The sequence below is a fragment of the Microcystis sp. LE19-84.1B genome, assembly GCF_027531875.1.
In the GTDB taxonomy this organism is placed as follows: Bacteria; Cyanobacteriota; Cyanobacteriia; order Cyanobacteriales; family Microcystaceae; genus Microcystis; species Microcystis panniformis.
In genome coordinates, this window is the sequence record NZ_JAPZSR010000385.1 from 15,818 (window position 1) to 42,087 (window position 26,270).

Consider the following 26,270-nt stretch of genomic DNA (forward strand, 5'->3'; position numbering starts at 1 on the left):
TAAGTAGGGCTTGCTGAATAAATCTTAAAACCTTGTTGGATAAGGCTTTTAGACTTTTTTTCCCTTAAAAAGTGCCGACCATTGGAGGGATCGGGGGTAAAATCCCTGGACTTTTTCCCTGAAAATTAGGTAATTGACCCCCTGAAAATGGGTAAAACCCCACACCCTACACCCCACACCCCACACCCTACCCCCACCGATTTTTTACCTGATCTTACCTTGAGATTCACATTTAAAACCTTGATCTCGCCAAGCTTCTAAATCAACGGAATTTAAGGGGATAACTTGCCAACAGGGGGGAGAGATTAATTGTCCGACAAAAGCCCAAATTATACTTCTAGTCACATCTAAACCAGTTTTTAGCTTTGATTCGTGATTACCCGGAATACCAATTTCTCGGACTGCATCGATTTCTACTGCTATACCGTGGGATTGCAAGTGAATTGCTGCTAACCATTGAGCGCGAGGTAAATGAGTCGGAGAGGTGACAACTTTTACTTTATGTACTCCCCATTGTTTTAAAATTGGCACAGCAAAGAAAAAATTGCCGAAGGTAGAATTGGCACACTTTTCTAACCAGACGTTAGTTTTTGGCGCTTTTGCTCGTTCAAATAGTAATAAAATACAGGGGTCTTTCGAGCCTTCGGAAATCAAAATCGGTATATTGGGGTATTGCTGGGCCAGATTAGCTGCATAAATTTCCCGACGAATGCTGCCCCCCAAAACTAAGATGGCATCAACGGGTTTTTGTTGATTAATTGGCCAGCGGATGGCTAGATTAATCGCTAAATTAAGGATAATAAACCCAAAAACCAGAATCAGAGTTAGTTTTAACCATCTTTGCCAATGCCGGTGTTTACGCGCAACATTTTTCGGTTTTTTCGCCATTGTTTAGAGATGGTGTAACAATTGTACTTTGATAATTTTTTCTGCGGGGTTGAGTTTGACTAATTGTGAACCTGTCCCGTCTTTACCCGTAACCATCACAGTTTCCACCTCTAAGGGTAGTTTTCGCTCCTGATTGGTACTTAATAACACTATACTCCCCGCCCGCGCCGCTACCATGGCCGCTAAACTATCCTGTTTGTTAACGAATTGTAAAGCAGGTGAACCAAGATCGCCTAATTGTGATAGACGTAAATTCTCGATCGCCAGTCTTTTTCCGTAACCTAATCCCGAAATCAGCAGCAGATTTTCCCGATGAGGGAGAGAAACACAACCAGCTAGATGTTCCCCGTAGCGCAATCGCAAAATTGCTAAACCCTGGGCAGATTTACCCATCATTGGCAATAATTCCTCGCGCACGGGATAACGCAACACCCGACCGCTACTGGTGGCGATCGCTAAGTCCAGGCCCTCGTGAGTAAAAATAGCACCATATAGGCGATCGTCTTCTTTCAATTTCATCAGGGACAAACCCCGACTACCAACCCCCTCTAATTCATTGATGGGAAGCCGCTTTATTCGCCCCTGTTGACTCAGTAAAAGCAATTCTTGATTTTTTTGAGGTTCTGTGAAGAAAAATTGATTTAACACCGCTTCTGACTCTTTTTGGGCGGTTTTGGTCAGCAGACTGGAGATTAACACCGGTTGATTCGCTTGCGGGGGGACTTCCCGGGTAGCAATCGGGTAAGCTTTGGCATTATCGAGGATAACTAGGAAATTTTCCCGTTTTTCGATCGCCTGTTGATAGATAATTAAACCCCGGTCCGGCGCTCGCTCTTCGGGTGTCGTCCAACTAATTTTATCTTCGGCATCAAGCAATAAAATCGCATTTTCTGGGGGTTCTTGGGGCGTAAATAGGCTTAAACTCGGTGCATTCTCACTCTCAGACTTTTTCTTAACTTTATTCTCCTGTTTTTTAACTTCTGACTTGAAAGGGGGTGTGGGGTGTGGGGTGTGGGGTGTGACCCCCCCTACCCCCCCGACATCGGGGGGGTGTGGGGTGTGGGGTGTGGGGAAGGAAACCTCTTTCATCTGTGGGGGTGAAAATTTTTTCATCGGGACTGTCTCCTGTTTTTTAACCACAGAATCCTGTTTCTTCCCTGCTGTCTCCTGTTTCCTGTCCCCCGACTTGCCGGTGCGAATTTTTGTCCGTCTGCTATCGGCGAATTTTTTCTTTAAAGAGCGCAATTCTTTTTTCAGAGACTTGAGAAACTCCTGACGGTTATGGAGGAGAGTTTCCAACTGTTGAATTTTTGTTTGTAATTCCGTCGCTTCCGTCTCTAACTTTTGTCTTTCCAAACCAGTTAAACGACGCAGAGGCATAGCCAAGATAGAATCAGCTTGTGCGTCACTAATGCCCAATTCTGCCTGAAAACGATACTTAGCCGTCGTCCCATCGGGAGCATTTTTGAGAATATCCACCACTCGATCGATATTCTGCAAAGCTAATAATAAACCCTCGACTAGGTGTAAGCGATCGCTGGCCTGTTGCAACTCATCGCCATACTGACGGGTGAGAGTTGTTTCTCGAAAGCGCAAGAATTCCTGTAAAACTTCTTTTAAAGACAACTGCCGGGGTTGATTATCGACTAAAGCGAGGATAATCGCCCCAAAATTAGTCTGTAGCGCCGTTTGTTGGTATAAAGCGGCCAAAACCTGCTGCGGTTGACTTTCCCGCTTTAATTCAATCACCACCCGAATGCCTTCGCGATTGCTTTCATCGCGGATATCGGCAATTCCCTCCAATTTCCCTAAATTAACTAATTCGGCGATTTTTTCAATCCATGCCGCCTTATTCACCTGAAAAGGCAACTCAGTAACCACAATTGCCGTCCTTTCCCTTCGGCGCTTGCCCTCAATGATAATTGTTTCAGTTTTCGCCACTCCGCGCACGGGAATAATCCCCCTACCGGTGCGATAGGCCTCGCGAATGCCGGTATCATCTAAAATCTCGCCTCCCGTGGGAAAATCGGGACCGGGGATAATTTCTACTAACTTTTCCTCGCTTAAATCGGGATTATCAATCAAAGCGATTAAACCTTCCACCACTTCCCCTAAATTATGGGGGGGAATATTAGTGGCCATCCCTACCGCAATACCCGAACAACCATTAAGAATTAGTATCGGTAACTGAGCGGGTAAAACAACTGGTTCCTGTTGAGAATTATCAAAATTACTGCTAAAATTAACGATCGCTTCGCTAATTCCCCCTAAAACCGCCTGATCACCGATGCCGGCCAAACGGGTTTCTGTGTAACGCATGGCCGCCGGGGGGTCGTTATCGATCGAACCAAAGTTACCATGGCCCGATAAAAGTGGGTAACGACTGGAAAAATCCTGTACCATACGAACCAGTGCTTCGTACACTGACTGATCACCGTGGGGATGATATTTACCCAACACATCCCCCACCACCCGCGCACATTTGCGAAAAGGGCGATCGGGAGTTAAACCCAGTTCGTGCATAGCGTATAATATGCGACGATGGACTGGTTTTAAGCCATCCCGTACATCCGGCAAGGCTCGCCCCACGATCACACTCATGGCATATTCTAGATAGGAGCGTTCCATCTCTTGGTGTAAGGCCGTGGGTATAATTTGACCACTAGCTAAGAAATCCAGTTGTTTGGCCATGAGTCTCTCGTTTTCAATCTGTCTAGCTGTGAATCATAAGGCATTTTGTCCGTTTTAACCTTGTTTATCCCTGAGCATCCCTATGACGACTGTTTTGATTGTAGAAGACGACCCGATTAATTTTCGCGTTTTTGCCAAAATTTTGACCAAACGAGGTGGTCTAGAGGTCAAAGGGACCGAAGATGTGGAAGAAGTGCTTCGTATTGCTCGGGATAAGGAAGCGGATGTGATCTTAATGGATGTCTCCCTCTCCCATAGTGTCTATGAAGGTAAAGCGGTAGATGGTATTAAAATCAGCCAAATTCTCAAAGCTAACCCCGAAACCGCCGATTTACCCGTTATTCTCGTCACCGCTCACGCTATGGAAGGCGATCGAGAGAATTTTCTCAAGCAGAGTCAGGCCGATGGTTATATTTCTAAACCGGTGGTTGATCACCAAGCTTTTGTTGAGCAAATTTTGGCGATTATCCCTCGGGATTCAGTCTAAGCTTTGAGTCTTCTTTTGTTAGTATATCAGTATTGATATAGGGTGGCTGCTTTCAGTTTACCCCTAACAGCTATCTCCCTAATCCTCCACTCTGCCATAGATGGCGTAGGCTCGATCGAGCGACCAGGCCCACATCTGATCCCCTAGGGAAAAATGCCACCATTCCCCCTTATGTCGGCTAAATCCCGCCTCCTCCATCACTTTAGCTAATAAAACTCGTTTTTGATGATAACTCTGTTCTCGTGGGCTTTTTGCGGCGATATAATAATCGGGATGCGATCGCTCTCCGATCTCATCGATTTCTCCTCCCATGTCGATGGTTTGTCCCTTCTCATCCACTAGGGTAATATCGATCGCCGCTCCGGTACTATGGGGTGGCGGGGTGGCGGCATTATCGCTGGGAATTGCCCAAATAGTGTAAACTTCTGTTAAAATCGCTTGACTTTCTGCCTCCGATAGTTTCTCTTTGGCTAATCCTCTTGTGTCTAGGAGAGTCTGAAAAGTATAATCGACCATAAATTGTTGCACTTCGATCGGTCGATAGGCATCAAAAATCAAAATTTGCCAACCGGGTTGATAGACTTGCAGACGGTTTTGAGCATTAATCAGGGGATTTAACACCCCTTGTCGCAAAAAATAGGGAGATTTACCCCGATAATTAGCTCCTAATTTCTCGTAAGCATGGGGAGAAGGGATAACAAACTTATCTGCGGGTATAGGTACTAGGGGTTCCCCACATTCACGAATAGGAATTTTTTGGTAGGGTTTCATCGCGTCGTCGGGAAATGGTAATTTTATTGATGGTCAACTCGATCGCCAGTTTACATAAACCCGTTATTCCTCCTCCTCATCGGTTGTCGGGAATTTCATGCTGGCCCAAGTTAACTGTTTTTGTGGGTCTTTTTCCGGTTCACTAAAACTCTCTTTGAGTTGTTCTTTCACCTGAGCAATATTGCCACTTTGAGCGGCATTCTTTAGATCATAGACATAACGAGCATTTTCGATCGCTTCCTCTTTACTACGAGAACTAGACTCAAAGCATTTTTCTAGGTCTTTGTAAATACCCTTGCGAGAGATTTTGAGAAAATATTGACGTTCTGTATCGATTAGTTTAGCCAATAATTCTAGGTGCATGGAATCCTCGGCACAGATATCCGCGAGTATATCCCATTCTTCACTCCCCAAAAGATTATTATCCGCTCCCGGTCGCGGGTCTTGAAAAGTTTCTCCTGTCACTTGTTTATAAATCTTTGGTAATTGGTCATCAAATTCGTGCTTTTCTTCCCTCCAAATCCGGCGAATTTCGCTGAGTTCCTCCGTGGTAATTAGGGTAATATCTTTCATCTCCTCTGGGGCATTAGTACGCACGCTCTCCTGAGCCTCTAATACCCTTCTCAGCCAATATTCCCGCCATTGTTTAGTATAAGGGCCCGGTATGGGTTCGATCTTGTCTGAACCAAAAAGTTCAACCTTGCCATAAATACGGCGAAAATCTCTCCTTTCTCTATCGTTTTTTAAGTCTAATTCGTTGCGAAGGTCTAAAAGTGGTTGTAACCATTCTTTTTCTTCGTCATTCTGTATCATTGCCTCCATCGATTTATCTTTATTCACCATCGTACACACCCAACAACCAAAGCGCGAATCTCCACAGCTAGGAGTGGAAGTATCTACCACTAGGGGACATTCATTATCCGCAGTCGCTCCTCGATACATTGCTAATAATTCTTTGTTGTCTCCTCCCCAGGGATTTTCCCACTGCATTAAGTACATCCATACTTCATCAGTACGCCAATCTTCTATGGGAGTATAAATCAAAGAGTTGATTAAACGTCCATTGGGGCTTAATCTGTCACGAACTCTACCTATTTCATGTTTTTTCATGGCGATTGCTCGCGCTTGACTTTCAGCCTTCCTAATTCCTAGCACAACAATAGTTTCACAATGAACTCTGACTAAATTGCGAATAAAGTTATTGACAGGCTGAATTTTCATGCGATCAGTACACCAGCGAAAGCCGCGCCTTGGTGCAGGATATCCTTTTCCTATCAGACAAACCCAGAAAGTAGCGTCAACTTCAGGATGCAGTAGATGCGATTTAACAGGCATTTGTTGCTGTTTTGCCGCTTCTGTAAGCTGTCTAATACATCTGCGTACCCAAGTAGAAACAATTGGGTTTTCAACAAAAGTATCGGTAGTGATGACATGAATGGTTTTGTTTCGCTTCTCTAATGGTAAGGCGGCGATCGCATTCCAGATTAACTGCAATATACTTGTACTATCTTTTCCCCATGATACTCCCACAACCCAAGGAATAGTATCTGCACAGTATAATTCCTGTATTTCTTGAGTTAAATAATTTAAATCCTCGACAAACTCCGCAATAGTACGGATAGGCGACTTATCTGATTTGAGGGTATCTGTCATAAAAAGTCCGTATTTCTCTCCATACTGAGTGTCTCAAGGATGACTACAGAGTTTCGCCTAAAGATGAAGTATGACGGGATTCGGCATCACCCCTGGACGATCAGCTGCTGTTCCTTGTTCCCTATTCTGGCGTTTCCTATTCCCCAAAACGAAAACTTCATGCCTCATCATTAAGATAACTGATATAATATATGAGTATTGAGTGTTTTTTGGTGTTTTTTTTTATTATGTCTGATATTGCACCTCATTCTTCAGATTTGACTCAACAACTGAATCAGGTACTGGAATACTATTTTTCTGAGCATTACAGAGAGAAATGCTATCTTGGGCTAGTTTTCCAACAAGGAAAACGAAAAATGGTTCAAATAAACGTTCCCGCTCATGATTTACCAACCTTGCTCCAAGCAAAGCCATCTACAGGGAACGATCCCGATTCAGGAAAAAATCGCCCAGAGGTTCAAGGACATACAGAGGAAGTTAAAGAATATATCCTTAAGCGGATTAAACAAGATAAACCATGGATTTTAGGAACTCTAACAGCTAATGTTGATCCAGAAAAAATTAAGCTGATCGATCTTGCTCGTGGGCTATGCTTGGTTGTAATTGGACGTGGAATCAAATTAGATATTACAGATGGTCAACATCGTAAACGCGCTATTCACGAATTGATTACGAATTCTGAGGGGGAACTAATCGGTGATAATGATTTTCCTATTACTTTGGTATTGGAAGGGGATTTTAGACAATGCCAAACTGATTTTAGAGATATGGCTCAAACAAGGCCTTTAGATAAATCGTTACTTCTCTCCTTTGGGGAATTTGAAGGACGGGTGGGTATTACTAAAAATTTACTCTATCAAGTCTCTATGTTTGATGGTAAAACAGAAGCTATCAAAGATCAAACTTCGTTAAAAAAGAAACTTATTTATACATTTAACTATGTGGCTAAATTAGTAAGTTTAGCCTTTGATAACGACATTAGTTCTGATTTAACAGAGATAAGCGTTGAAGAATCATCTGAGGCTTTATCTAAATGTTTAAATCAGTTTTTTCATGAGTGTTCTAAAACTAGAGAAATAGCGGGGAATAGCACAGATAAATTAACCGTTGATCAGTTAACTCAATTTCAGACAAGTTGTATTTTAGGACGTAGTGTAGGCTTAGAAATATTAGGATACTTGTTGCACGATATTTATGATGAAAATAACAACAGTTTTGATAGTGCTAAAATTTCATTGTTGGCTGGATTAGACTGGGCAACTGGTAGTGATCTTTGGAGTGGAAATGTCGTTACAATAGATCCTAACCCTAAAAAGCCAGCAAATCCTTACAGAATATCTGCGAGCATGAATATGGTAAAACTGGCAGTTTACAACGCAAAAAATCGGCTAGGATGGGTAGAAAAATCTACAAGTTCTATATTAGATTTTCAATGATCGAGTGCGGCTAACGAGCGATCGCATACTACAAAACTTATGTACTATGATCAACCCTTAATCCAACTTTAAAAACCCGCTCCCCACTCCCTCCTATACCTTTTAAAGAGGATTTAGCATCACTTTCCGGGGTTGAGGGTTTAAGTCTGGTTAGAGATTAAAGAATAACTCCACCGTCCACGGGTAAAACCACACCAGTCATATAGGGGTTGATAATCAAACTCAATACTGCTAGGGCGACTTCTTCGGGTTGCCCTAAATGTTCGACAGGTAGAGCAGAAACCGCCCATTTGCTCAGGTCGGAGCGTTCCGAATCACCTTGACTGGTCCAGATGCTTGTATCTTCTATTAATCCGGGGGCAACAACGTTAACGCGAATAGGAGCGAGTTCTAGGGCGAGAGCGCGTCCAAATACGGCTACGGCACTATTAGCGGCGGCTATGACGGAAATTCCGCCCATTTTGGAATATTTGAAGATAGTGACGCTGGATGTCAGGGTAATAGAACCGTCCTTGGCCAAAGTTTTCAGGGAGCCACGCACTGCTAAAAAGGTTGCCCAGAATTTCTCCATACCTCCCTGGGCCGTTTCTGTGGTCATTTCAGTTAATAAGGCTCGCGGCATATTTCTGTCTCCCAGAGAGGTGACTACTAAATGGTCAAAGTTGCCAATTTCTGCAAAAAAGGTATTAACAGAATCTTCTTGTAAAAAATTAACAGTTTTGGCTTCAATCTCCCCGGAAATTAGGGCAACGGCGGCAGCTAATTTCTCTTGAGAAGCATGGGAAAGCACCACTTTTGCCCCCAGGGAGAGCAATTTTTCGGCAATCGCTAGGTCAATCCCGGAGCTTGCACCAATAATAACGACTTTTTTACCCGATAAGGAATCAAACATTTTTTTGTCTCCAAAAATTCAAGAAAAACTGACAACTATTACAGTATATTGACTGGTTTTTGGGCAGCAACTAACCAATAAGTTATGACCGAGGAACTTAGCAAATTATCGAGAGGCTTAATGTTTAAATTATAGGTTTCTTCGTCTAATTTTCCTGATTGCAATTCCTCGGTTAACCAAGACTTAAGATGGCGAAAATGTCTGAACCAGCACTCCTCCGTCACCTCGACAAATTGAACATCTTTAAACCCTGCCTGTTGATAAAGATTTTGATACTCTGCCATATCTTTGACCGTGTTTGCTTGGGGAACTGTCCAATCCCCTAAAAGTTCTGTTGTGGCAAAACTCAGATCTGAGAGAATTAAGGTTCCCCCCGGCTTTAATACTCGCCAAGCTTCTTGGAGGAATTGCCGCCTGGTATTAAAATAAAAAGCCGCTTCTACACAAATAATTTGCTCAAAAGAATGATCGGCAAAATCCATCTCTACTGCGTCCATTAACAGAAATTTACCCTCGGGAAAATTCAAGAGACTTCTGGCAATTTGTGTCGGAGAAATGTTAATGCCTACAATTGCTGTCAATGGGTAATATTTGAGAAGATAATGAGTAGTTGCTCCTAAACCACAGCCAACGTCAAGAATTGTTCCCTGTTTGTTGGGAATAAATTCTAAAAGTTTCTCCATCAGAGTAGAGGATGCTTCCTGTTGATCTTGAGTATGGGAGAGCCAATAACCGACATTAAAAAACTCTCTTTCACCATAAAACTCTCGAATCGAAGGACTACAAATTAAATCATCGAATCTACTAATCCATTCATTTTTATCCATTTTTAAACTCACTTAACTCTTTCGGCAAAAAACTACATTAGTTTAACACGATTTGGCTTAGTAGAGCGGGAAGTGGGAAGTGGGTTATAGCAATGCTTGCCAAACTCCTGTTAAGGCACTAGATATTGACCGCGTGGCTGAGGCGATATAAAAAAAAGGAGCCACACCTTTTCCCTTAGATACCGATAAATTTCCCTTAGAGGTTCAACTAACAGCCCAATTTAATGGTAAAAAAAGTTTTTATCAATTAACCTATAACCATCAATCTATATTATCATATCTGGTGAGGGACAGAAGTTATCGCTTTTGAATTAGGAATGGGGAGCGGAGAACAGGGAAGGAAACTGGCGTACCTGATGACTCTGAATACCGCTATAAGTGTCACCGATGGGAGTGCGGGTAAGGTGAGGATTTGACTTGAGTAAGACGGCAATATATGTTACTATCACAGGGTAATCGCAGCTATCTTGAAAAAGCTGCTACTCAAAACTAGGAATGACCATGAATTATCCTAATAGCGAACAAAGTAAAGCAATCCCCTTCTTTGCTCGTTTTTTATCTGCGGACCAAGACGAGGCTCCGACTCCCGATTCCCCCCCTGATTCTGAACCCGCTCCCGTTTGGACTTGGAAATGGCCTTCTGACTGGGAAGATAGTTAATTAATTTAAAGATTGCTTTCAGTAATTCAGACAGAAATAAACTGCCGCCATAAGTCAAGCAGGAGTAAGATTTATGGCGGTTTTTTGTTGTATTTAGGGTTTGCTAAACAAGTCAATTGGCCGGTGGAGGCAGCAGTGCTTACTTAAGTTACAACTACTCTTCAGCAATTTCGACTTCTTTGGGAGCAACAGGTTCTTCGGCAGTAATTTCTACTTCAATAGCCTTTTTCAGGTTAAGTTTTAGAACTTGAGAAATTGGTAAACCTTCCACCTCATTGATGAGATATTCTTGAGTTTCTGTTTCACGACGCTTGAGATAGACCGTTTTAAGCAGTGCCTCAATGCCATAACCCGTAACAATGTCACCAATAATGGTAGAGATGCCTAAGACCCCAAGTCCACCAATTAGTCCCAGCGGACCGCCTAACCCAAAAAGTGCGTAAATCATCGGATAGGCAGTACCACCGGATGCGGCAACAGCAATAATGAAAATAATGCCGGGGAGTCCCAGAGATGCAAGTTTTTGAACAACTTCATCCAGAGAAATTCCCCAGGAGACAAGTTTTTTGTTGATTTCTGTGGGATTAATTCCGAGAAAATCATTGGGAATGGCCGTTTCAGTAGTTTCCGTCATTGATGAGACTCCTAAAATCACTAAGTTGGATTGGTTGGTCGGGATTTCAGTCATATAAAATCCATGGTAAGGCAAAAGAATACAAATCGGCTGTCTAGCAATCAGATGCCTTGCAGCATTCTACATTAGTCTTACTGTTCACACAACTTGTAGAAAATCGTCAGTTCTTAGATTAAATCCTGTTTAAAAGATAGAGGAGATTGGGTAGAAACAATTGATAACTGGGGTTTTCAAGTTGGATTGGGAGTTAATCATAGTCTTAAAAACGGGTTTGGTATCAAATCTCAAGGCAAACTTTTAACTCTTCGGCTAAAATCTGGACATGGGGTTCCACCATAATCGAGACATGATTTCCTAGTACGAAATGAATCTCAACTGGCTCTGTAGAAAATTCACTCCAGCCTAAAGAAGAATCCTCGCAATCTCCAGCTATTAAATCTTTATTTGGATCATCAGCTAATTCCTCACTGGCCCGTATAATCGTGATTTTACCAGGATAAGTCTGTTTAGGGAGATAATCAATCAGACATAAACAGCTAGTTTTATAGGCTTGGACAATTTTTTCAAGCTGCCTAGTTTCCGCATTAGGAGGAAGCATATTAGCCAGTTTAAAAAAGTTTAAGGCGTATTTTAATTGTTCCTCCACTGTTAAGACTTGAAGAGTTTTATAGGAAATATCGATGGTTTTATCTAAATAAACTTCGATACCTTTGCTGACTTCAGCTAACCACCGCGCATGATCCCAATTAATATAATCAAGCAAAATTTGTTTGTCTTTATAAGTGGGTGCTGAAGAATCAATGATTGCTAGTAATGCCACTTGTTCACCCTGATTAACCAACTGTTGAGCCATTTCAAAAGCCACATTACCACCGTAGGAATGTCCTCCCAAAAAGTAGGGTCCTTGGGGTTGTAAATCCTGCATGGCTTTAAGATAAATACTGGCTATATCCTCAATGCGACTGATTTCTCCAAACTGTTGATAGAGATCATTTTCAAAACTGTAGAAAGGTTGATCTTTTCCTAAATAACGTCCTAAATGGTAAAAATAAAATGGTCGTCCCCCGGCCCCAGGGACACAGAAGAAAGGCGGCTTTGAACCATGAGGTTGAATGGGAACCACACAAGACTGGTTAGAGGAATCTGCATCGGTTTGGATAATGGTCGCTAACTGTTCAATAGTTGGGTTTTGAAATATTGTAGTTACGGCAATTTCCTTGCCTAACTGTTCTTTAATTTGGGTGATTAAATAAGGAGCTAAAAGGGAATGACCACCGAGGTCAAAAAAGTTATCATGCACGCTAATTTTGTCAATCTTTAGCACTTTTGACCAGATTTGCACGAGGTTTAATTCTAACTGATTACGCGCTTCAATAAATCTGTCTGAATCACTGGTATTACTAGGAGCTTTTAACGCACGACGATCAATTTTTCCGTTAGCTGTTAAAGGGAAAAACTCCAGCAGCACAAAAGCACCAGGAACCATATAACCGGGCAATTTATGGCTAAGAAATTGACGCAAATCGCCACTTGTTAGCTTTACTCCTAGCTTAGGTACAATATAGGCAACTAACTGTTTTTCCCCCGGATTGTCTTCACGAACAATCACACAGGAAGACTGTACCGCCTGATTTTGACTAAGTACAGCCTCAATTTCTCCCAATTCAATACGGAAGCCGCGAATTTTTACTTGATTGTCAATCCGTCCTACATATTCAATATTACCATCGGGTAAATAACGGGCCAAGTCTCCCGTTTTATATAATTTTGACGGCTCATTGCCCCCCTTATTAAGGGGGGTTGGGGGGATCACTTCATCCTTCTCAAAAGGATTAGGAATAAATTTTTCTTGGGTTAATTCGGGACGGTTAAGATAACCTTTGGCTAATCCTGCACCAGCAATATGTAATTCTCCTACTACACCAATCGGGACAGGTTGGAGATAGTTATCTAAAATGTAAACCTGTGTGTTGGAGATTGGACAACCAATGGGAATTGACTTTATTGTTGCCTCTAGTTGTTTAGGAATAGGATAGCAACAGGTAAAAGTTGTACTTTCTGTTGGTCCATATCCATTAATAATTTGCGTCAATGGCAAAGTTTCCAGTGCTTTATGAACATGAGCAACTGAAAGTGCTTCTCCACCAATTAGTAGCTGTTTAATTCCTGATAAAGCTTGGGAATTATCGTCAATAATCTTATTGAACAAAGCAGCCGTTAGCCATAAAATAGTAATGCCATGTTTGTCTATTGCATTTCTTAAACTTGTAGCGGTAGGAATATCTTCCGTAAAAATCACACATCTCGCACCATGTAATAAAGCACCCCAAATCTCAAAGGTAGAAGCGTCAAAAGCAATGGGAGCCATTTGTAAAAATCTTTGTGTTGCATCTAGATGTGCATAATTTACGCCAAACAAAAGACGGTTAACGCTACGATGAATAACCTCAACACCTTTAGGTTTACCTGTAGAGCCAGAAGTATAAATAACGTAGGCTAAATTATCCGCAGAAACTGTGCTGTTCAGATTCTCCGGACTTGCCTGATTAATTTGTTGCCAATCTTTGTCTAAACAGACAATAATAGCCTGATGATTTGGCAAGAAATTCTGTAAAGATTCGCAGGTTAACAGTATTTTAACCTGGGTATCTTGGAGCATAAAGCTAATGCGTTCTTGGGGATAATCTGGGTCAATAGGAACATAAGCTCCACCGACTTTAAGAATAGCCAATAATCCCACAATCATGTCTAAAGAACGCTCTAGACAAATCCCCACTAATTCATCTGGTTTTACTCCTAATTTTTGCAGATAATGAGCTAATTGATTAGCACGACAATTTAATTCATTGTAGGTTAATTTTTGCTGGGAACAGACCACCGCTACCGCGTCGGGTGTGCGTTTTACCTGTTCTTCAAATAATTGATGAATACATTTATCAGAGGGATAATCTGTGTGAGTTTCGTTCCACAATGATAACAATTGATAACGTTCTTCATCACTTAACATCGATAACTCAAAAATTCCCATATTGGGATTAGCTGCAATCGCAGTTAAGAGATTTTGAAAATGTTGACCCATTTGGTTAATAGTGGGGGCAGCAAACAAATCCGTACTATAACACCAAACCGCTTCTAAACGATCAGAAACTTCCCAAAAATTTACCTCTAAATCAAATCGCGCTTTAAGCTCAACAGATAAAGGCAAACTCTCCATCTTTAAGCCAGATAAACTGGCCTCAGATTGGGGAGTATTTTGCAGTGAGAACATCACCTGTATCAAAGGATTGTGACTTAAATCTCGGTTTAATTGTAATTTTTCTACTAACATTTCAAAAGGCAAATCTTGATGAGCATAAGCTGATAAAGTTGTTTGCTTTACTCGTTCTAATAACTCCAGAAAACTCGGATTTCCCGACATATCACCCCTTAAAGCCAAAGTATTGGCAAAAAAGCCCATTAATTTCTCAATTGCCGAACTATTACGATTAGCGATGGGAGAACCTACCAAAACATCTAATTGACCACTATAACGAGAAATTAGGACAAAAAAAGCCGCCAGTAAAGTCATAAATAGCGTTCCTCCTGACTCCTGACTTAACCTTTTGAGGCGTTGCGTTAAGTCTTGATTCAGGCGAAAAACCTGCCCATCACCCCGGAAACTAGGAATTGGAGGACGGGGATAATCCGTTGGCAATTCTAAAATAGTAGGTGCATCTTGTAACTGTTTTTGCCAGTAATTAAGTTGACGCTCCAAAACTTCACCGGTGAGCCATTGACGTTGCCATACGGCAAAATCGGCGTATTGAATCGATAATTTAGCGAGAGGGGAAGGCAAACCCTGGACAAAGGCCGCATAAAGTTGAGATAATTCATCAAAGAAGATGCTCAAAGACCAACCATCGTAAATAATATGGTGCATCTTCAACAGCAATACATACTCTTGGGAACTGAGTTTAATTAACTTAAATTGGACTAATGATTCCTTGGCTAGATTAAAGGGTTTTAAGGAGAAAGCAATCGCTATTTCTTGCAGATGTTCTGTTTGTTCATTCTTTGATAAATTTTGTAAATCTTCCAGGGGTAAACTGACGGTTGAAGGGGTAGCAATGCGCTGAATTGGTTGCCCTTCTACCATCGGAAAAGTGGTTCTTAAAATTTCGTGACGGCGAATCAGTTCGCTGAGACTTTGTTCTAAAGCTAATAGATTGAGGTTTCCTTCTAACCGTAAAGCGTCCAACAGATTATAGGAATGACTATCGGGAGAAAGTTGCTGCAGAAACCAGAGTCGTTGTTGAGCAAAAGAGAGGGGTAAATCCTGATCCCGTGACACGGGAATAATCTCTAAATCAACAGTATTAGTTGGGATTTTTGCCGCTCTTAAAAAGTCCAAAATTTCAGGTTTTTTGGCGGCGATTTCTTCTTTAATTTCTGGGGTCATAACCCCTTTGGGAGCCTGAAAACGAAGTTTTTCGCCTTCCAGCCATAGTTTAATCTCTAAACCCTTCAAATACGCTAAAAAATCTCCTACTTTCACTTACCAATTGCCTCCAAAGTTGTTGTTAAATTAGCTCTAAATCACGAAGTTTGCCCTGAGGATGAAAAAGTCCATCAGATTGCTATTGACTAGGATCAATATTTGTCCTTTGCCGTTTTAACTGTCTTGCTAAACTATTGAGAGCAGCTAAAACTTTAACTGTTTTTATAATTCACCATCCTCATAATCTTCTAAGCTTTCAGTCATAGCTATTTCTCCCGGTGCAACGGTAAGAACTTCAATAATTTGGGCTAAATTAGCGATAGTTGGGTATTCTAGCAAATTTTGTAAAGACAATTCCACCGAGAAAAGATCGCGGGAACGGGAAATAACCTGAGTTGCTAACAAAGAATGTCCTCCCAATTCAAAGAAATTATCCTTAATCCCAATACGTTCGACTCCCAAAACTTCACTCCAAATTTGAGACATTTGAGTTTCAATCGGGGTACGAGGTGCGAGAAATCCCGTAGCTAAATTGCGTTTAGCTGTATCGGGAGTAGGCAAAGCCTGTCGATCTACTTTACCATTAGGAGTCAAAGGTAGGGCATTAAGCAAAACAAAAGCCTGGGGAACCATATAACTAGGTAGCTTTTGTTGGACAAATTCCCGCACCTGTGGCACTAACTTCTGGACTAATTTACCATATAGGGGATTATTCGTATAATCAGTCCAGGATTTGGGAATAATCGTCTCATCATCCCAAAAATTGGGGTATGGTTGTTGATCAATTTTATTTATTATCGGTTCTAGGATGGCATTCTGGCGACAGAAAACCACATCGAAAGAACCATCTTGACTACCTTCCCACCAACTGAGATGAACAGTGTAACCTAACTGTTCTCCCAGTTGCCACATTTGCTCAGGATTAATCCCTATCCCGCTATTTTTTCCTAACAATTGCCGCAATTCTCCCACGGTTTTTACCCCTGGAGGATTTTCTAAACAGTCTAAAATTTGTAGTGCCTTTTGTAATCGTTGATTGGGTACATCTCTGATACCTAAATATTCTGGTTGTTCCAGTTTCAGTTTATCTTGTAGTTGCCCTACAGAAAACCGATCCCGCTGCCAATTTAGCCAAGGAATTGTCGTTTTTTGCCCATCAGTATCCAGATGTAAAGTAACATCATAGCGGAATTGGGTTAACTCATTGTCAGCCTGACCCCGTTTCGGTGCAATTTCTACCCAAGAAATTCGCGGAAAGCGTTGTTTAAGCGCGATAAAGAACTGAGGTTCAATTAACAATTCTTCTTCGGTAGCTACACTTTGATTCACCTGTTTTTGCCATTGTTCAAGGGTTTTATTAGCTTCAGCGCGAGCTAACTGTACCGCCGCATGGTAAGGCTCTAGTAAGGACAAACTACGAATATCACCTAAGAAAATCTTACCCCGATCTGCAATCGCCTTCACTGCTCCTGCGATAACTTGTAATAGATAATCCACACTAGGGAAATACTGGACAACGGAGTTAATCACTATTCGATCGAAAGTAGCTTGGGGAATGCCGGTAAAATCATCGGCTGTTCGGTGTAATAATTTTACTTTGCCCTCTAAACCCTCAATTGTGCCACATAAATGTTCGAGGTTATTAATGGTAGCAGCGGAATAATCGGCTCCCCAATATTCCTGACAATGTTTCGCCACACGGAATAGCAATAATCCACTTCCGCAACCAATTTCTAACACTCGTTGCGGTGGTTGATTTCCTAAAATTCGGCTCACTGTCTGATCAACCCATTCCTGCATTTCTGCTGCGGGAATAGCTTGTCCCGTATAACTACTATTCCAACCACTAATATTAAAAGTGGGGTCTTCAATTTGAGGTTGGGGTTTACTGTAGGATTCTTCGTAAATCTTTTGCCAATCACTAACATATTCACTCTGCCATTGAGCAAGCTGTTCGGGCAATACTTGACCCTTGAGAGCCGGAACTAAGTAGGCTACCAAATTAGTATTAAGCTGGTCTTGATCATGATCACTTGCCTGATCAGCGCGAGCCATCACAACCGCTTCTTGTACTAGGGGATGTTGGCTCAAAACTGCTTCAATTTCCCCTAATTCAAGGCGGAAACCCCTTACTTTAACCTGATTGTCAATTCGTCCCAGATATTCAATCTGACCATCGGGTAAATAACGGGCTAAATCTCCCGTTTTGTATAATTTTGACGGCTGCTCTCCCCCCTTATCAAGGGGGGTTAGGGGGGGATCAAGGGAGACAAACGGGTTAGAGATAAATTTCTCTGCTGTCAATTCTAGGCGATTCAGATAACCCCTGGCTACCCCTGCTCCTCCGATATGTAATTCCCCGGGTACACCGATAGGAACCGGTTGTAAATGCGAGTCTAAAATATAAACCTGCACATGAGGAATTGGCCGACCAATAGTTATTTTTTCATCAACCGGCGTACATTTAGCTACCGTTGCACAAACACTTCCTTCTGTGGGCCCATAACCATTAAAGAAATTTCGTCCCTGGGACCATTTTTTCACCAATTCAGGAGAACAAGCTTCCCCAGCGACAATAATAGTTTGCAGAGAGGAAAGATTTTCCCACGGTAGTACCGCTAAAGCTGATGGCGGTAGAGTAATATGAGTAATCTTATTCTCCCGTAATTGCTTGATTAAAGGTAAACCGGGCATTAAATTGTCTTTACTTGCCAGATAAAGTCTCGCTCCCGCTCCCAAAGCCATCAAAACTTCCGAAATACAGGCATCAAAACTAAAAGAAGCAAACTGAAGCACTCGACTCTGAGAAGACACAGCAAAAGTCTGAATTTGCGCCAGAGCAAGGTTACACAACCCTTGATGTTCAACCATCACCCCTTTAGGTTTACCCGTAGAACCAGAAGTATAAATCACATTAGCTAAATTAGAAGCTGTTACCTTCACCGTCAAATTATCCCGGTTCATTGGTTTAATTTCTTGCCAAATTTCAGCTAAAAATACAGTTTTAGCTTGATGATTTGGGAGTTTATCAATCAGTGAACTTTGGGTTAGTAATAAGGGTACTTGACTATCCTCTAACATAAATTGTAAGCGTTCTTGAGGATATTCTGGGTCAAGGGGTAGATAGGCAGCACCGGCTTTAAGGATGCCTATTAATGCCACAATCATGTCTAAAGAGCGCTCTACACATAAACCGACTATTACCTCGGTTTCTACACCTAAAGAGCGTAAATAGTGAGCTAGTTGATTGGCCCGACTATTTAATTCTGCATAAGTCAACTGTTGATTTTCAAAGACTACTGCTACTGCATCAGGGGTACGCGCTGCTTGTTCCTCGATTAATTGATGAATACACTTGTTATAGGAGTAATCAGCTTTTGTCTCATTCCAACCCTCTAATAGTTGATACTCTTCCTCTGGGTTTAATAAGGGTAGTGAAGCTAATGATTGACGGGGATTTTCTACAATTGCCGCTAACAAAGTCTTAAAATGAGTCATCATACGGACAATGGTTTCAGCATCAAATAAATCCCTGTTATAAGAGCAAAAACCGCCCAATCCTTCGGCTGCATCCCAGAGGTAAAGTTCTAGGTCAACCCTAACTGAATCAAGTCCTGATGGTATCTCCTCAATGTTTACTCCGGGTAAATCCCAGGGAGAACTAGGAGCATTCTGAAGGGCAAAAACTATCTGTGTTAAAGGATTACGATCTAAATGACGCTCAATTTGTAATTTTTCGACTAACATCTCGAAGGGTAAATCTTGATGGTCGTAAGCGTCTTGAGTAGTTTGTCTGACCTGCGCGAGAAAATCCTCAAAGGTCGGGTCTTGAGATAAATCAAATCTTAACACTAAAGTATTGACAAAAAAGCCGATTAACCCTTCAATTTCGGTGCGGTTACGGTTGGCAATTGGTGAACCAATTACCACATCTGTTTGTTGACTATAACGAGATAGTAACACAGCAAAACCCGCCAGTAATGTCATAAAAAGAGTGCTACCCGACTCTTGACTAAGTTTTTTCAATTGTTGCGTTAGTTGACTATCTAGTTGCAGTCGCTCCGTCCCACCGCGAAAACTTTGAATTGCTGGCCGGGGACGGTCTGTGGGAAGTTGGTGTAGTAGGGGAATCCGGGTTAATTGTTGCTTCCAGTAGCTTAATTGACGGTCTAATACTTCATTAGTTAACCATTGACGCTGCCACACGGCAAAGTCAGCATACTGTATTGATAAATCAGGTAAATCTGCTTTTGTCCCGGTGCAGAAACTTCGATAATAGACCGATAATTCGTCCACTAAAACACCTATTGACCAACCATCCGCCGCAATATGATGAATGGCTAATAATAGGACATATTCCTCTGTCTGCAATTGCCATAATTTGACTCGTAATACTGACCCTGCTTCGAGATCAAAAGGTTCGGATGCTGCTGCTAATAACAGGTTTTTTACCTGTTGCTCAGAATGACTGAGGTTTTGCAGATTGACAACTGGTAAGGTGAAGGTTACATTAGGATCGATCGCTTGTATTGGTTGGTTATCTTTGAGTTTAAATTGAGTCCGTAGGGGTTCATGGCGTTGAATAATTGCTTGGAAAGCTTTTTCTAAGGCTTTAATATTGAGATTTCCGCGCAAACGCATCGTTAAATCAATAGTATAAGCTCCACTTTCCCCTTCTAATTGATTCACAAACCAGAGACGTTCCTGGGCCCAGGATAGGGGAATATCATCCTCTCGATTAACGGGGACAATTGATGGTAGCTTTAACCCTAAACCTGTTTGCAGTTCTTTTAAAATTACCCCACTTAACTGAGCAATGGTTGGCGATTCAAACAGATAACGCAAGGGTAAAACAATCTCAAAGGTTTCCTGTAATCGAGAAATAACTTGAGTTGCCAACAGAGAATGGCCCCCTAATTCAAAGAAATTATCCTCAATACTGACTCGTTCTAATTTCAGTACCTCAGCCCAAATCTGCGCCATTTTTTCTTCAATGGGATTACGGGGAGCGATATATTCACCTTTGCCCTGTAAATCGGGAACAGGTAAAGCACGGCGGTCGATTTTGCCATTGGGAGTTAAGGGGAAAGCATCAAGAAGAATAAACGCAGTAGGAACCATATAATCGGGTAATTTTGCTCGCAAAAATTGCCGTATTTCGTTAATTGTCAGGTTGATTTCGGGTTGCGGTACGACGTAAGCAACTAAGCGTTTATCCCCCGGATTATCTTCACGAACAATCACACAAGAAGACTGTACCGCCTCATTTTGGTTGAGTAAGGCTTCGATTTCTCCCAATTCAATGCGGAAACCGCGAATTTTTACTTGATTGTCAATCCGTCCTACATATTCAATATTACCATCGGGTAAATAACGCCCTAAGTCTCCCGTTTTATATAATTTTGACGGCTCATTGCCCCCCTTATTAAGGGGGGTTGGGGGGATTACTTCATCCTTCTCAAAAGGATTAGGGATAAATTTTTCTTGGGTTAATTCGGGACGATTGAGATAACCTTTGGCTAATCCTGCACCAGCAATATGTAATTCTCCGACTACACCAATCGGGACAGGTTGCAGATTTTTATCCAGCAAATAGATTTGGGTATTAGCAATCGCTTTACCAATGGGAATAGTTGTCGCTGTAGAAGCTACGTTTTCCACTAAATACCAAGAAGAAAACGTTGTATTTTCCGTTGGACCATAGACATGAAGCAACCGTTGTGGCGCACCTTTTTCTAGTACCTCTTGTACCCATTTTGGTTCAACTGCTTCACCCCCAAATAGTAAGCAGCGTAAGTTACTAAAAGCTTGGGGAACTAAATTAGCTAACTGATTAAAAAGTGCTGTGGTTAAAAATAAGACACTAATCTGATTTTCCTTTAAGCTTAGTGCCAATTCTTGGGGTGAGAGCAGAACTGATTTAGCGATAATAATAATCTTAGCACCGTTAAGTAAAGCCCCCCAAATTTCAAAAGTAGCGGCATCAAAAGCAATATTAGACGCTTGCACAACGCGGTCATCAGGAGTAAACTGGATGTAATTGGTATTTAATACCAGTCGATTAACTGCTTGATGAGTGACGATAACACCCTTAGGTATTCCTGTAGAACCAGAAGTATAAATAACGTAGGCTAAATTATCCGCAGAAACCGCGCTGTTAAGATTCTCCTGACTTGCTTGATTAATTTGTGGCCAATCTTTATCTAAACAGATAACAATAGCCTGATGATTTGGCAGGGAAGTCTGTAAAGATTCGCAGGTTAATATTATTTTAACCTGGGTATCTTGGAGCATAAAGCTAATGCGTTCTTGGGGATAATCTGGGTCAATCGGAACATAAGCACCACCCGCTTTTAAGATTCCTAATAACCCCACAATCATGTCTAAGGAACGCTCAAGGGAAATACCGACTAAAGTATCAGCTTTTACGCCTAATTTTCGCAAATAATGGGCTAATTGATTAGCACGACAATTTAACTCATTGTAGGTTAATTGTTGACCTGAACAGACCACTGCTACTGCGTCGGGTGTGCGTTTTACCTGTTTCTCAAATAATTGATGAATACACTTATACTCAGGATAGTCAACTTGAGTATTATTCCACTCAATTAATAACTGATTAGTCTCGCTTTCTGTCAGTAAGGGTAATTGGGAAATCTGCGCTTGAGGATTGGCCACAATTCCCCCTAATAAGTTGAGAAAATGCCCTGACAATCGCTCAATAGTGCTACTCTCAAACAAATCAGTATTATATTCCCAGACACCTTTTAAGCCATCATCGGTGTTAACCATAGCTAAGGTTAAATCAAACTTAGCTGTGGTATTTTCTGGAGGCAAATCTGTCACCGTTAATCCCGTCATTGCAATCTCAGACTTGGGTGTATTTTGCAGGACAAAAGCGACTTGAAATAGGGGAGTATGGCTCAAATCCCTTTCCGGTTGCAACGCTTCGACTAACATTTCAAAGGGTAAGTCTTGGTGTGCGTAAGCATCCATTGTCACTTCCCGAACCCGGGTTAATAACTGACTAAAACTCGGATTATCTGATACATCCGTCCGCATCACTAAAGTATTAACAAAGAAGCCGATTAACCCCTCAATTTCGATGCGATTACGGTTAGCAATGGGAGTTCCTACCAAAATATCACTTGAGCCTGTATAACGATACAGTAAAGCATCAAAAGCAGCCAACAGCGTCATAAATAATGTCACCCCTTGTTGGCGACTCAATTCAGTCAAAGCTTGGCTAAGTTTGGGGGACAGGGAAAATTCTTGCTGAGTACCGACAAAGCTTTGCACCGCAGGTCGAGGGTGGTCTGTGGGAAGAGATAATAAAGGGGGTGCAGCTGTTAGTTGATTTTGCCAGTAATTTAATTGACTTTGTAGGACATCCCCTTGTAACCATTGTTTTTGCCAGAGTGCAAAATCTCCATATTGAATCGGTAAAGGAGCTAAATTTGCGGGTTGATTCTGCACATAAGCATTATATAAGCTGGTCAATTCGTGAATCAACACTTCGATTGACCAACCATCACTAATAATGTGGTGCATACATACTAACAAGAGATGTTCCGTCTCCGATAGCACCACTAAAGTGATTCTGATTAAAGATTCTTTGGCTAAATCAAAGGGTTGCGTGGCTTGTTTTTGCTTTAATTGCTGTGTTTTTTCTGCTTGCTCTTGGATGGGTAAATCTTGTAAATCAACGACCGATATTGTTTCCCTTGTTGTTTGAATAACCTGAGTCGGTTGTCCATCAATCGTGACAAAATTAGTCCGTAATACCTCATGGCGATCGCAAATTTCTTGCAAACTTTGTTCTAAGGCCTTTTGATTGAGGTTGCCTCGGAAATGCAACACCATCGGTATATTATATAAAGCGCTATTTGGTTGCAATTGATCTAAAAACCATAAACGCTGTTGAGCAAAAGATAGAGGTAGTTCTGTATCCTTAGTTCTCGGTAAAATCGGGGGTACTGTTAGCGTCAGATTTTGCTGCTGTAATTGTCCAATAAGATGCGCTAATTCGGCCACCGTCGCTGCACCAAATAAACTCCGCAAAGGTAGTTCTATTTTAAATAAACTCCGAATCCGGGAGACTAATTGAGTTGCGAGGAGAGAATGACCGCCAATTTCAAAGAAATTATCATAAATTCCCACTTGCTCTACTTTGAGTATTTCTGTCCAAATTTGCACCAACATCTCTTCAATTCCATTGCGTGGTGCTACATATTGATCCCGACGATTACCTATCTTATCTGGTGCGGGTAAAGCGCGACGATCTACTTTACGATTAGTAGTAAGGGGTAAAGATTCCAGAAAAACAAAAGCTTGAGGAACCATATACAAAGGCAATTTACTGGACAGAAACTGACGCAGTTCACTAATCATCGGTATGCGTTCATAATGAGCTACTATGTAGGCGACTAAATATTTATCCCCCGGAGTATCTTCCCGAATAATTACACAGGATGTTTGTACATCAATATTTTGGTTAAGTACCGCTTCAATTTCTCCCAACTCAATACGGAATCCGCGAATTTTAACCTGATTGTCAATCCGGCCAAAACATTCAATATTACCATCGGGTAAATAACGCGCTAAATCTCCCGTTTTATACAACCGATTGAAAGCTGCATTAGCAAAGGGATTGTCAATAAATTTTTCAGCAGTTAATTCGGGACGATTCAGATAACCCCGCGCTAAACGAACACCGCATAAATGCAATTCCCCCTTAACTCCAATGGGTACAGGTTGCAGATTTTGATCCAAGATATATGCTTTTGTGTTAGCAATGGGACGACCAATCAGCACCGAATTGATTTTTTCTGACTGATAATCTAGCAAGTCATGAACTATGGCGGTTACAGACGCTTCTGTGGGGCCATAGACGTTAATACATTCAACCCGTTTCCCGACCATTTGTCGCCAAATATTGACGGTTTCTGGTAACACTGCATCCCCTCCCACGGCCACAACTCGCAGACTGGATGGCACAGTAGCTAATGATTGGGAAACGGCGATTGCCCATTCATGCCAATAGGCGGGGGTAATATTTAAAACAGTGAGGCTTTCTTGTTCGATAAAATCGGCAAAATCAGTCAAAGTTGCGAACATTTGCCCCGGTCTTAAAACCACTGTGCCACCTTTTAACCAGGTGGGAAAAATTTCTTCGGCAGCGACATCAAAGCCAAAGGAAGCAAACTGTAAAACGCGATCAGATTCTGTTAAACCGAATACTTCACTAATGCCCCAACTATGATTAACTAAGGCTGCGTGAGTTAACATCACTCCTTTAGGTTTACCTGTGGAACCAGATGTATATAATAGGCATAGTAGATTTTCTGGTGCTACTTCACTGAGGGTATTTTCTGACCTTTGAACTGTCAAGATATCGGCTAATTTATCTAAGACAATTACCCCCACATCTTCTGCTGGCAAAGAATCGAGTAAACTTTCTTGAGTTAGCAGTAGAGAAATTTGGGCATCTTCTGCCATATAAGTCAACCGTTGCTGAGGATAATCTGGGTCTAAAGGTATATAGGCTCCCCCAGCTTTGAGAACTGCCAATAATCCGACAATAACTAATAGTGAACGCTCTAGATAAATGCCGACTAAAACTTCTGAATTTACCCCCAAAGATTGTAAATAATGGGCTAATTGATTCGCCTGAATATTTAATTCTTGATAGGTTAATTCTTGACCCTCAAAGACCACTGCTACTGCAGCCGGTGTTCGTGCTGCTTGTTCTTCAAATAAATGATGAACGCACTGATGGAAAGGATAGTCTTTCTCGGTAGCATTCCAGTCTTGTAATAATTCTTTTGCTTCGACTCCGGTTAATAATGGTAGTTGAAAAATTGGCTGCTGCGGGTTAACAACCAATGCTTCTAGTAGGGTGATGAAATTTCCTGTTAATCGTTCAATGGTGCTGCGATCAAATAAATCGGTATTATATTCCCATACCCCTTGTAATCCTGCACTGGTATTCTCCATAGCCAGGGTTAGATCAAATTTGGCGGTGTCATTTTCTGTGGTGAGGGGAGTGGCGGTTAAGTCTATTAGTTCTAAGGGAGATGGGGGACTATTTTGCAGCAGAAAATCCACTTGAAATAAAGGCGCGTGACTTAAATCTCGTTCAGGTTGTAGGGCCTCTACCAACATTTCAAAAGGCAAATCCTGATGAGCATAGGCATCCATTGCCATTTCCCGTACTCGACCCAATAACTGATTAAAATTGGGGTTGCCTGACAAGTCAATTCGCAGGACTAAAGTATTGACAAAAAAGCCGATTAACCCTTCAATTTCCCTGCGATTACGGTTAGCAATGGGAGTACCAATTAAGATGTCTTCCTGTTCTGTATAACGGTAAAGTAAGACAGCATAAGCTGTTAACAGGGTCATAAATAAAGTGACACCCTGTTCCTGGGTCAATTGGGTCAGTTTTTCGGTCAATTCTAGGGAAAGGCTAAAGGGTAAATGTCCCCCAGCAAAACTTTGTTGATTGGGTCGAGGTCTATCTGTTGGTAAAGATAGAAGGGCCGGTGCGCCGGCTAACTGTTTTTGCCAGTAGTCTAGTTGCTGTTGCAATACCTCTCCCTGTAGCCATTGTCTTTGCCAAAGGGTAAAATCTCCATACTGGATAGATAGGGGATTGAGAGGCGAAGATAAACCCTGAATATAGGCATTATAGAGGGCGGTTAGTTCCTGAATAAATACCCCCATTGACCAGCCATCACTGACAATGTGGTGCATACAGACTAATAAGAGATGTTCCGTTTCAGATAACACCAATAAAGTGATTCTGATTAAGGGTTCACCAGCTAAGTCAAAGGGTTGAATCGCTTGATTTTT

General features: G+C 41.7%; 13 protein-coding genes and 1 pseudogene. 4 read left to right on the forward strand and 10 right to left on the reverse strand.

Annotation, left to right across the window (positions count from 1 at the left end; translation table 11 throughout):
• Window positions 1–204: 204 nt before the first annotated feature.
• Together O9324_RS21650 and O9324_RS21655 are read right to left on the reverse strand one after the other, a co-directional pair.
• Window positions 205–888: a YdcF family protein gene (locus O9324_RS21650; RefSeq protein WP_288141277.1), complete on the reverse strand. Its 684-nt coding sequence runs from the start codon at window positions 886–888 to the stop codon at window positions 205–207.
• A gap of 3 nt (window positions 889–891) precedes the next feature.
• Entirely contained in the window at window positions 892–3,579 is a 2,688-nt protein-coding gene (locus tag O9324_RS21655; protein ID WP_288141278.1) for a DNA gyrase/topoisomerase IV subunit A, read from the reverse strand.
• 82 nt (window positions 3,580–3,661) lie between these two features.
• Between O9324_RS21655 and O9324_RS21660 the strand changes: the two genes are divergently transcribed.
• Window positions 3,662–4,066 (forward strand): response regulator, encoded by a 405-nt coding sequence (locus tag O9324_RS21660; RefSeq protein ID WP_002765033.1) that lies wholly within the window; start codon window positions 3,662–3,664, stop codon window positions 4,064–4,066.
• Between the two features lie 78 nt (window positions 4,067–4,144).
• Here the strand turns inward: O9324_RS21660 and O9324_RS21665 are convergent, their stop codons facing one another.
• Together O9324_RS21665 and dndC are read right to left on the reverse strand one after the other, a co-directional pair.
• Entirely contained in the window at window positions 4,145–4,837 is a 693-nt protein-coding gene (locus tag O9324_RS21665; protein ID WP_288141279.1) for a M15 family metallopeptidase, read from the reverse strand.
• A gap of 63 nt (window positions 4,838–4,900) precedes the next feature.
• Window positions 4,901–6,490: a DNA phosphorothioation system sulfurtransferase DndC gene (gene dndC, locus O9324_RS21670; RefSeq protein WP_288141280.1), complete on the reverse strand. Its 1,590-nt coding sequence runs from the start codon at window positions 6,488–6,490 to the stop codon at window positions 4,901–4,903.
• A 191-nt stretch (window positions 6,491–6,681) separates the two neighbouring features.
• Between dndC and O9324_RS21675 the strand changes: the two genes are divergently transcribed.
• Window positions 6,682–7,926 (forward strand): DNA sulfur modification protein DndB, encoded by a 1,245-nt coding sequence (locus O9324_RS21675; protein WP_272076817.1) that lies wholly within the window; start codon window positions 6,682–6,684, stop codon window positions 7,924–7,926.
• Between the two features lie 157 nt (window positions 7,927–8,083).
• On the opposite strand, the gene O9324_RS21680 is transcribed toward O9324_RS21675, so the two are convergent.
• The gene (locus O9324_RS21680) at window positions 8,084–8,818 is read right to left on the reverse strand and encodes an SDR family oxidoreductase (protein ID WP_002765037.1); all 735 of its coding nucleotides are present in this window, start codon (window positions 8,816–8,818) and stop codon (window positions 8,084–8,086) included.
• A gap of 38 nt (window positions 8,819–8,856) precedes the next feature.
• The gene (locus O9324_RS21685; RefSeq protein ID WP_288141281.1) at window positions 8,857–9,645 is read right to left on the reverse strand and encodes a class I SAM-dependent methyltransferase; all 789 of its coding nucleotides are present in this window, start codon (window positions 9,643–9,645) and stop codon (window positions 8,857–8,859) included.
• Window positions 9,646–9,724: 79 nt separating this feature from the next.
• On the opposite strand from O9324_RS21685, the pseudogene O9324_RS27340 reads away from it, so the two are divergent.
• Window positions 9,725–9,934: pseudogene (locus O9324_RS27340) on the forward strand (MvdC/MvdD family ATP grasp protein); the annotation flags it as partial.
• 22 nt (window positions 9,935–9,956) lie between these two features.
• On the opposite strand, the gene O9324_RS21690 reads toward O9324_RS27340, so the two are convergent.
• The gene (locus O9324_RS21690) at window positions 9,957–10,094 is read right to left on the reverse strand and encodes a hypothetical protein (protein WP_002765041.1); all 138 of its coding nucleotides are present in this window, start codon (window positions 10,092–10,094) and stop codon (window positions 9,957–9,959) included.
• 52 nt (window positions 10,095–10,146) lie between these two features.
• Here O9324_RS21690 and O9324_RS21695 point away from each other — a divergent pair, with 52 nt between their 5' ends.
• Complete coding sequence (locus O9324_RS21695) at window positions 10,147–10,305, forward strand: microviridin/marinostatin family tricyclic proteinase inhibitor (protein ID WP_002750786.1); 159 nt, start codon at window positions 10,147–10,149, stop codon at window positions 10,303–10,305.
• A 154-nt stretch (window positions 10,306–10,459) separates the two neighbouring features.
• Here O9324_RS21695 and O9324_RS21700 read toward each other — a convergent pair whose 3' ends face one another.
• From O9324_RS21700 to O9324_RS21710, 3 genes are all read right to left on the reverse strand, one after another.
• On the reverse strand, window positions 10,460–10,939 hold the full coding sequence (locus O9324_RS21700) for a hypothetical protein (protein WP_288141282.1): 480 nt from the start codon (window positions 10,937–10,939) through the stop codon (window positions 10,460–10,462).
• A gap of 277 nt (window positions 10,940–11,216) precedes the next feature.
• Complete coding sequence (locus O9324_RS21705; protein ID WP_288141283.1) at window positions 11,217–15,473, reverse strand: non-ribosomal peptide synthetase; 4,257 nt, start codon at window positions 15,471–15,473, stop codon at window positions 11,217–11,219.
• A gap of 165 nt (window positions 15,474–15,638) precedes the next feature.
• Window positions 15,639–26,207, reverse strand: a complete 10,569-nt coding sequence (locus O9324_RS21710; protein WP_502846597.1) for an amino acid adenylation domain-containing protein — start codon at window positions 26,205–26,207, stop codon at window positions 15,639–15,641.
• Between the last annotated feature and the right edge of the window lie 63 nt (window positions 26,208–26,270).

What these genes read in the sequence shown, in the direction of transcription:
- O9324_RS21655 (WP_288141278.1), bottom strand. Translation starts at nt 3,579, where the DNA reads ATGGCCAAACAACTGGATTTCTTAGCTAGTGGTCAAATTATACCCACG.
- O9324_RS21665 (WP_288141279.1), bottom strand. Translation starts at nt 4,837, where the DNA reads ATGAAACCCTACCAAAAAATTCCTATTCGTGAATGTGGGGAACCCCTA.
- dndC (WP_288141280.1), bottom strand. Translation starts at nt 6,490, where the DNA reads ATGACAGATACCCTCAAATCAGATAAGTCGCCTATCCGTACTATTGCG.
- O9324_RS21660 (WP_002765033.1), top strand. Translation starts at nt 3,662, where the DNA reads ATGACGACTGTTTTGATTGTAGAAGACGACCCGATTAATTTTCGCGTT.
- O9324_RS21680 (WP_002765037.1), bottom strand. Translation starts at nt 8,818, where the DNA reads ATGTTTGATTCCTTATCGGGTAAAAAAGTCGTTATTATTGGTGCAAGC.
- O9324_RS21650 (WP_288141277.1), bottom strand. Translation starts at nt 888, where the DNA reads ATGGCGAAAAAACCGAAAAATGTTGCGCGTAAACACCGGCATTGGCAA.
- O9324_RS21700 (WP_288141282.1), bottom strand. Translation starts at nt 10,939, where the DNA reads ATGACGGAAACTACTGAAACGGCCATTCCCAATGATTTTCTCGGAATT.
- O9324_RS21695 (WP_002750786.1), top strand. Translation starts at nt 10,147, where the DNA reads ATGAATTATCCTAATAGCGAACAAAGTAAAGCAATCCCCTTCTTTGCT.
- O9324_RS21675 (WP_272076817.1), top strand. Translation starts at nt 6,682, where the DNA reads ATGAGTATTGAGTGTTTTTTGGTGTTTTTTTTTATTATGTCTGATATT.
- O9324_RS21685 (WP_288141281.1), bottom strand. Translation starts at nt 9,645, where the DNA reads ATGGATAAAAATGAATGGATTAGTAGATTCGATGATTTAATTTGTAGT.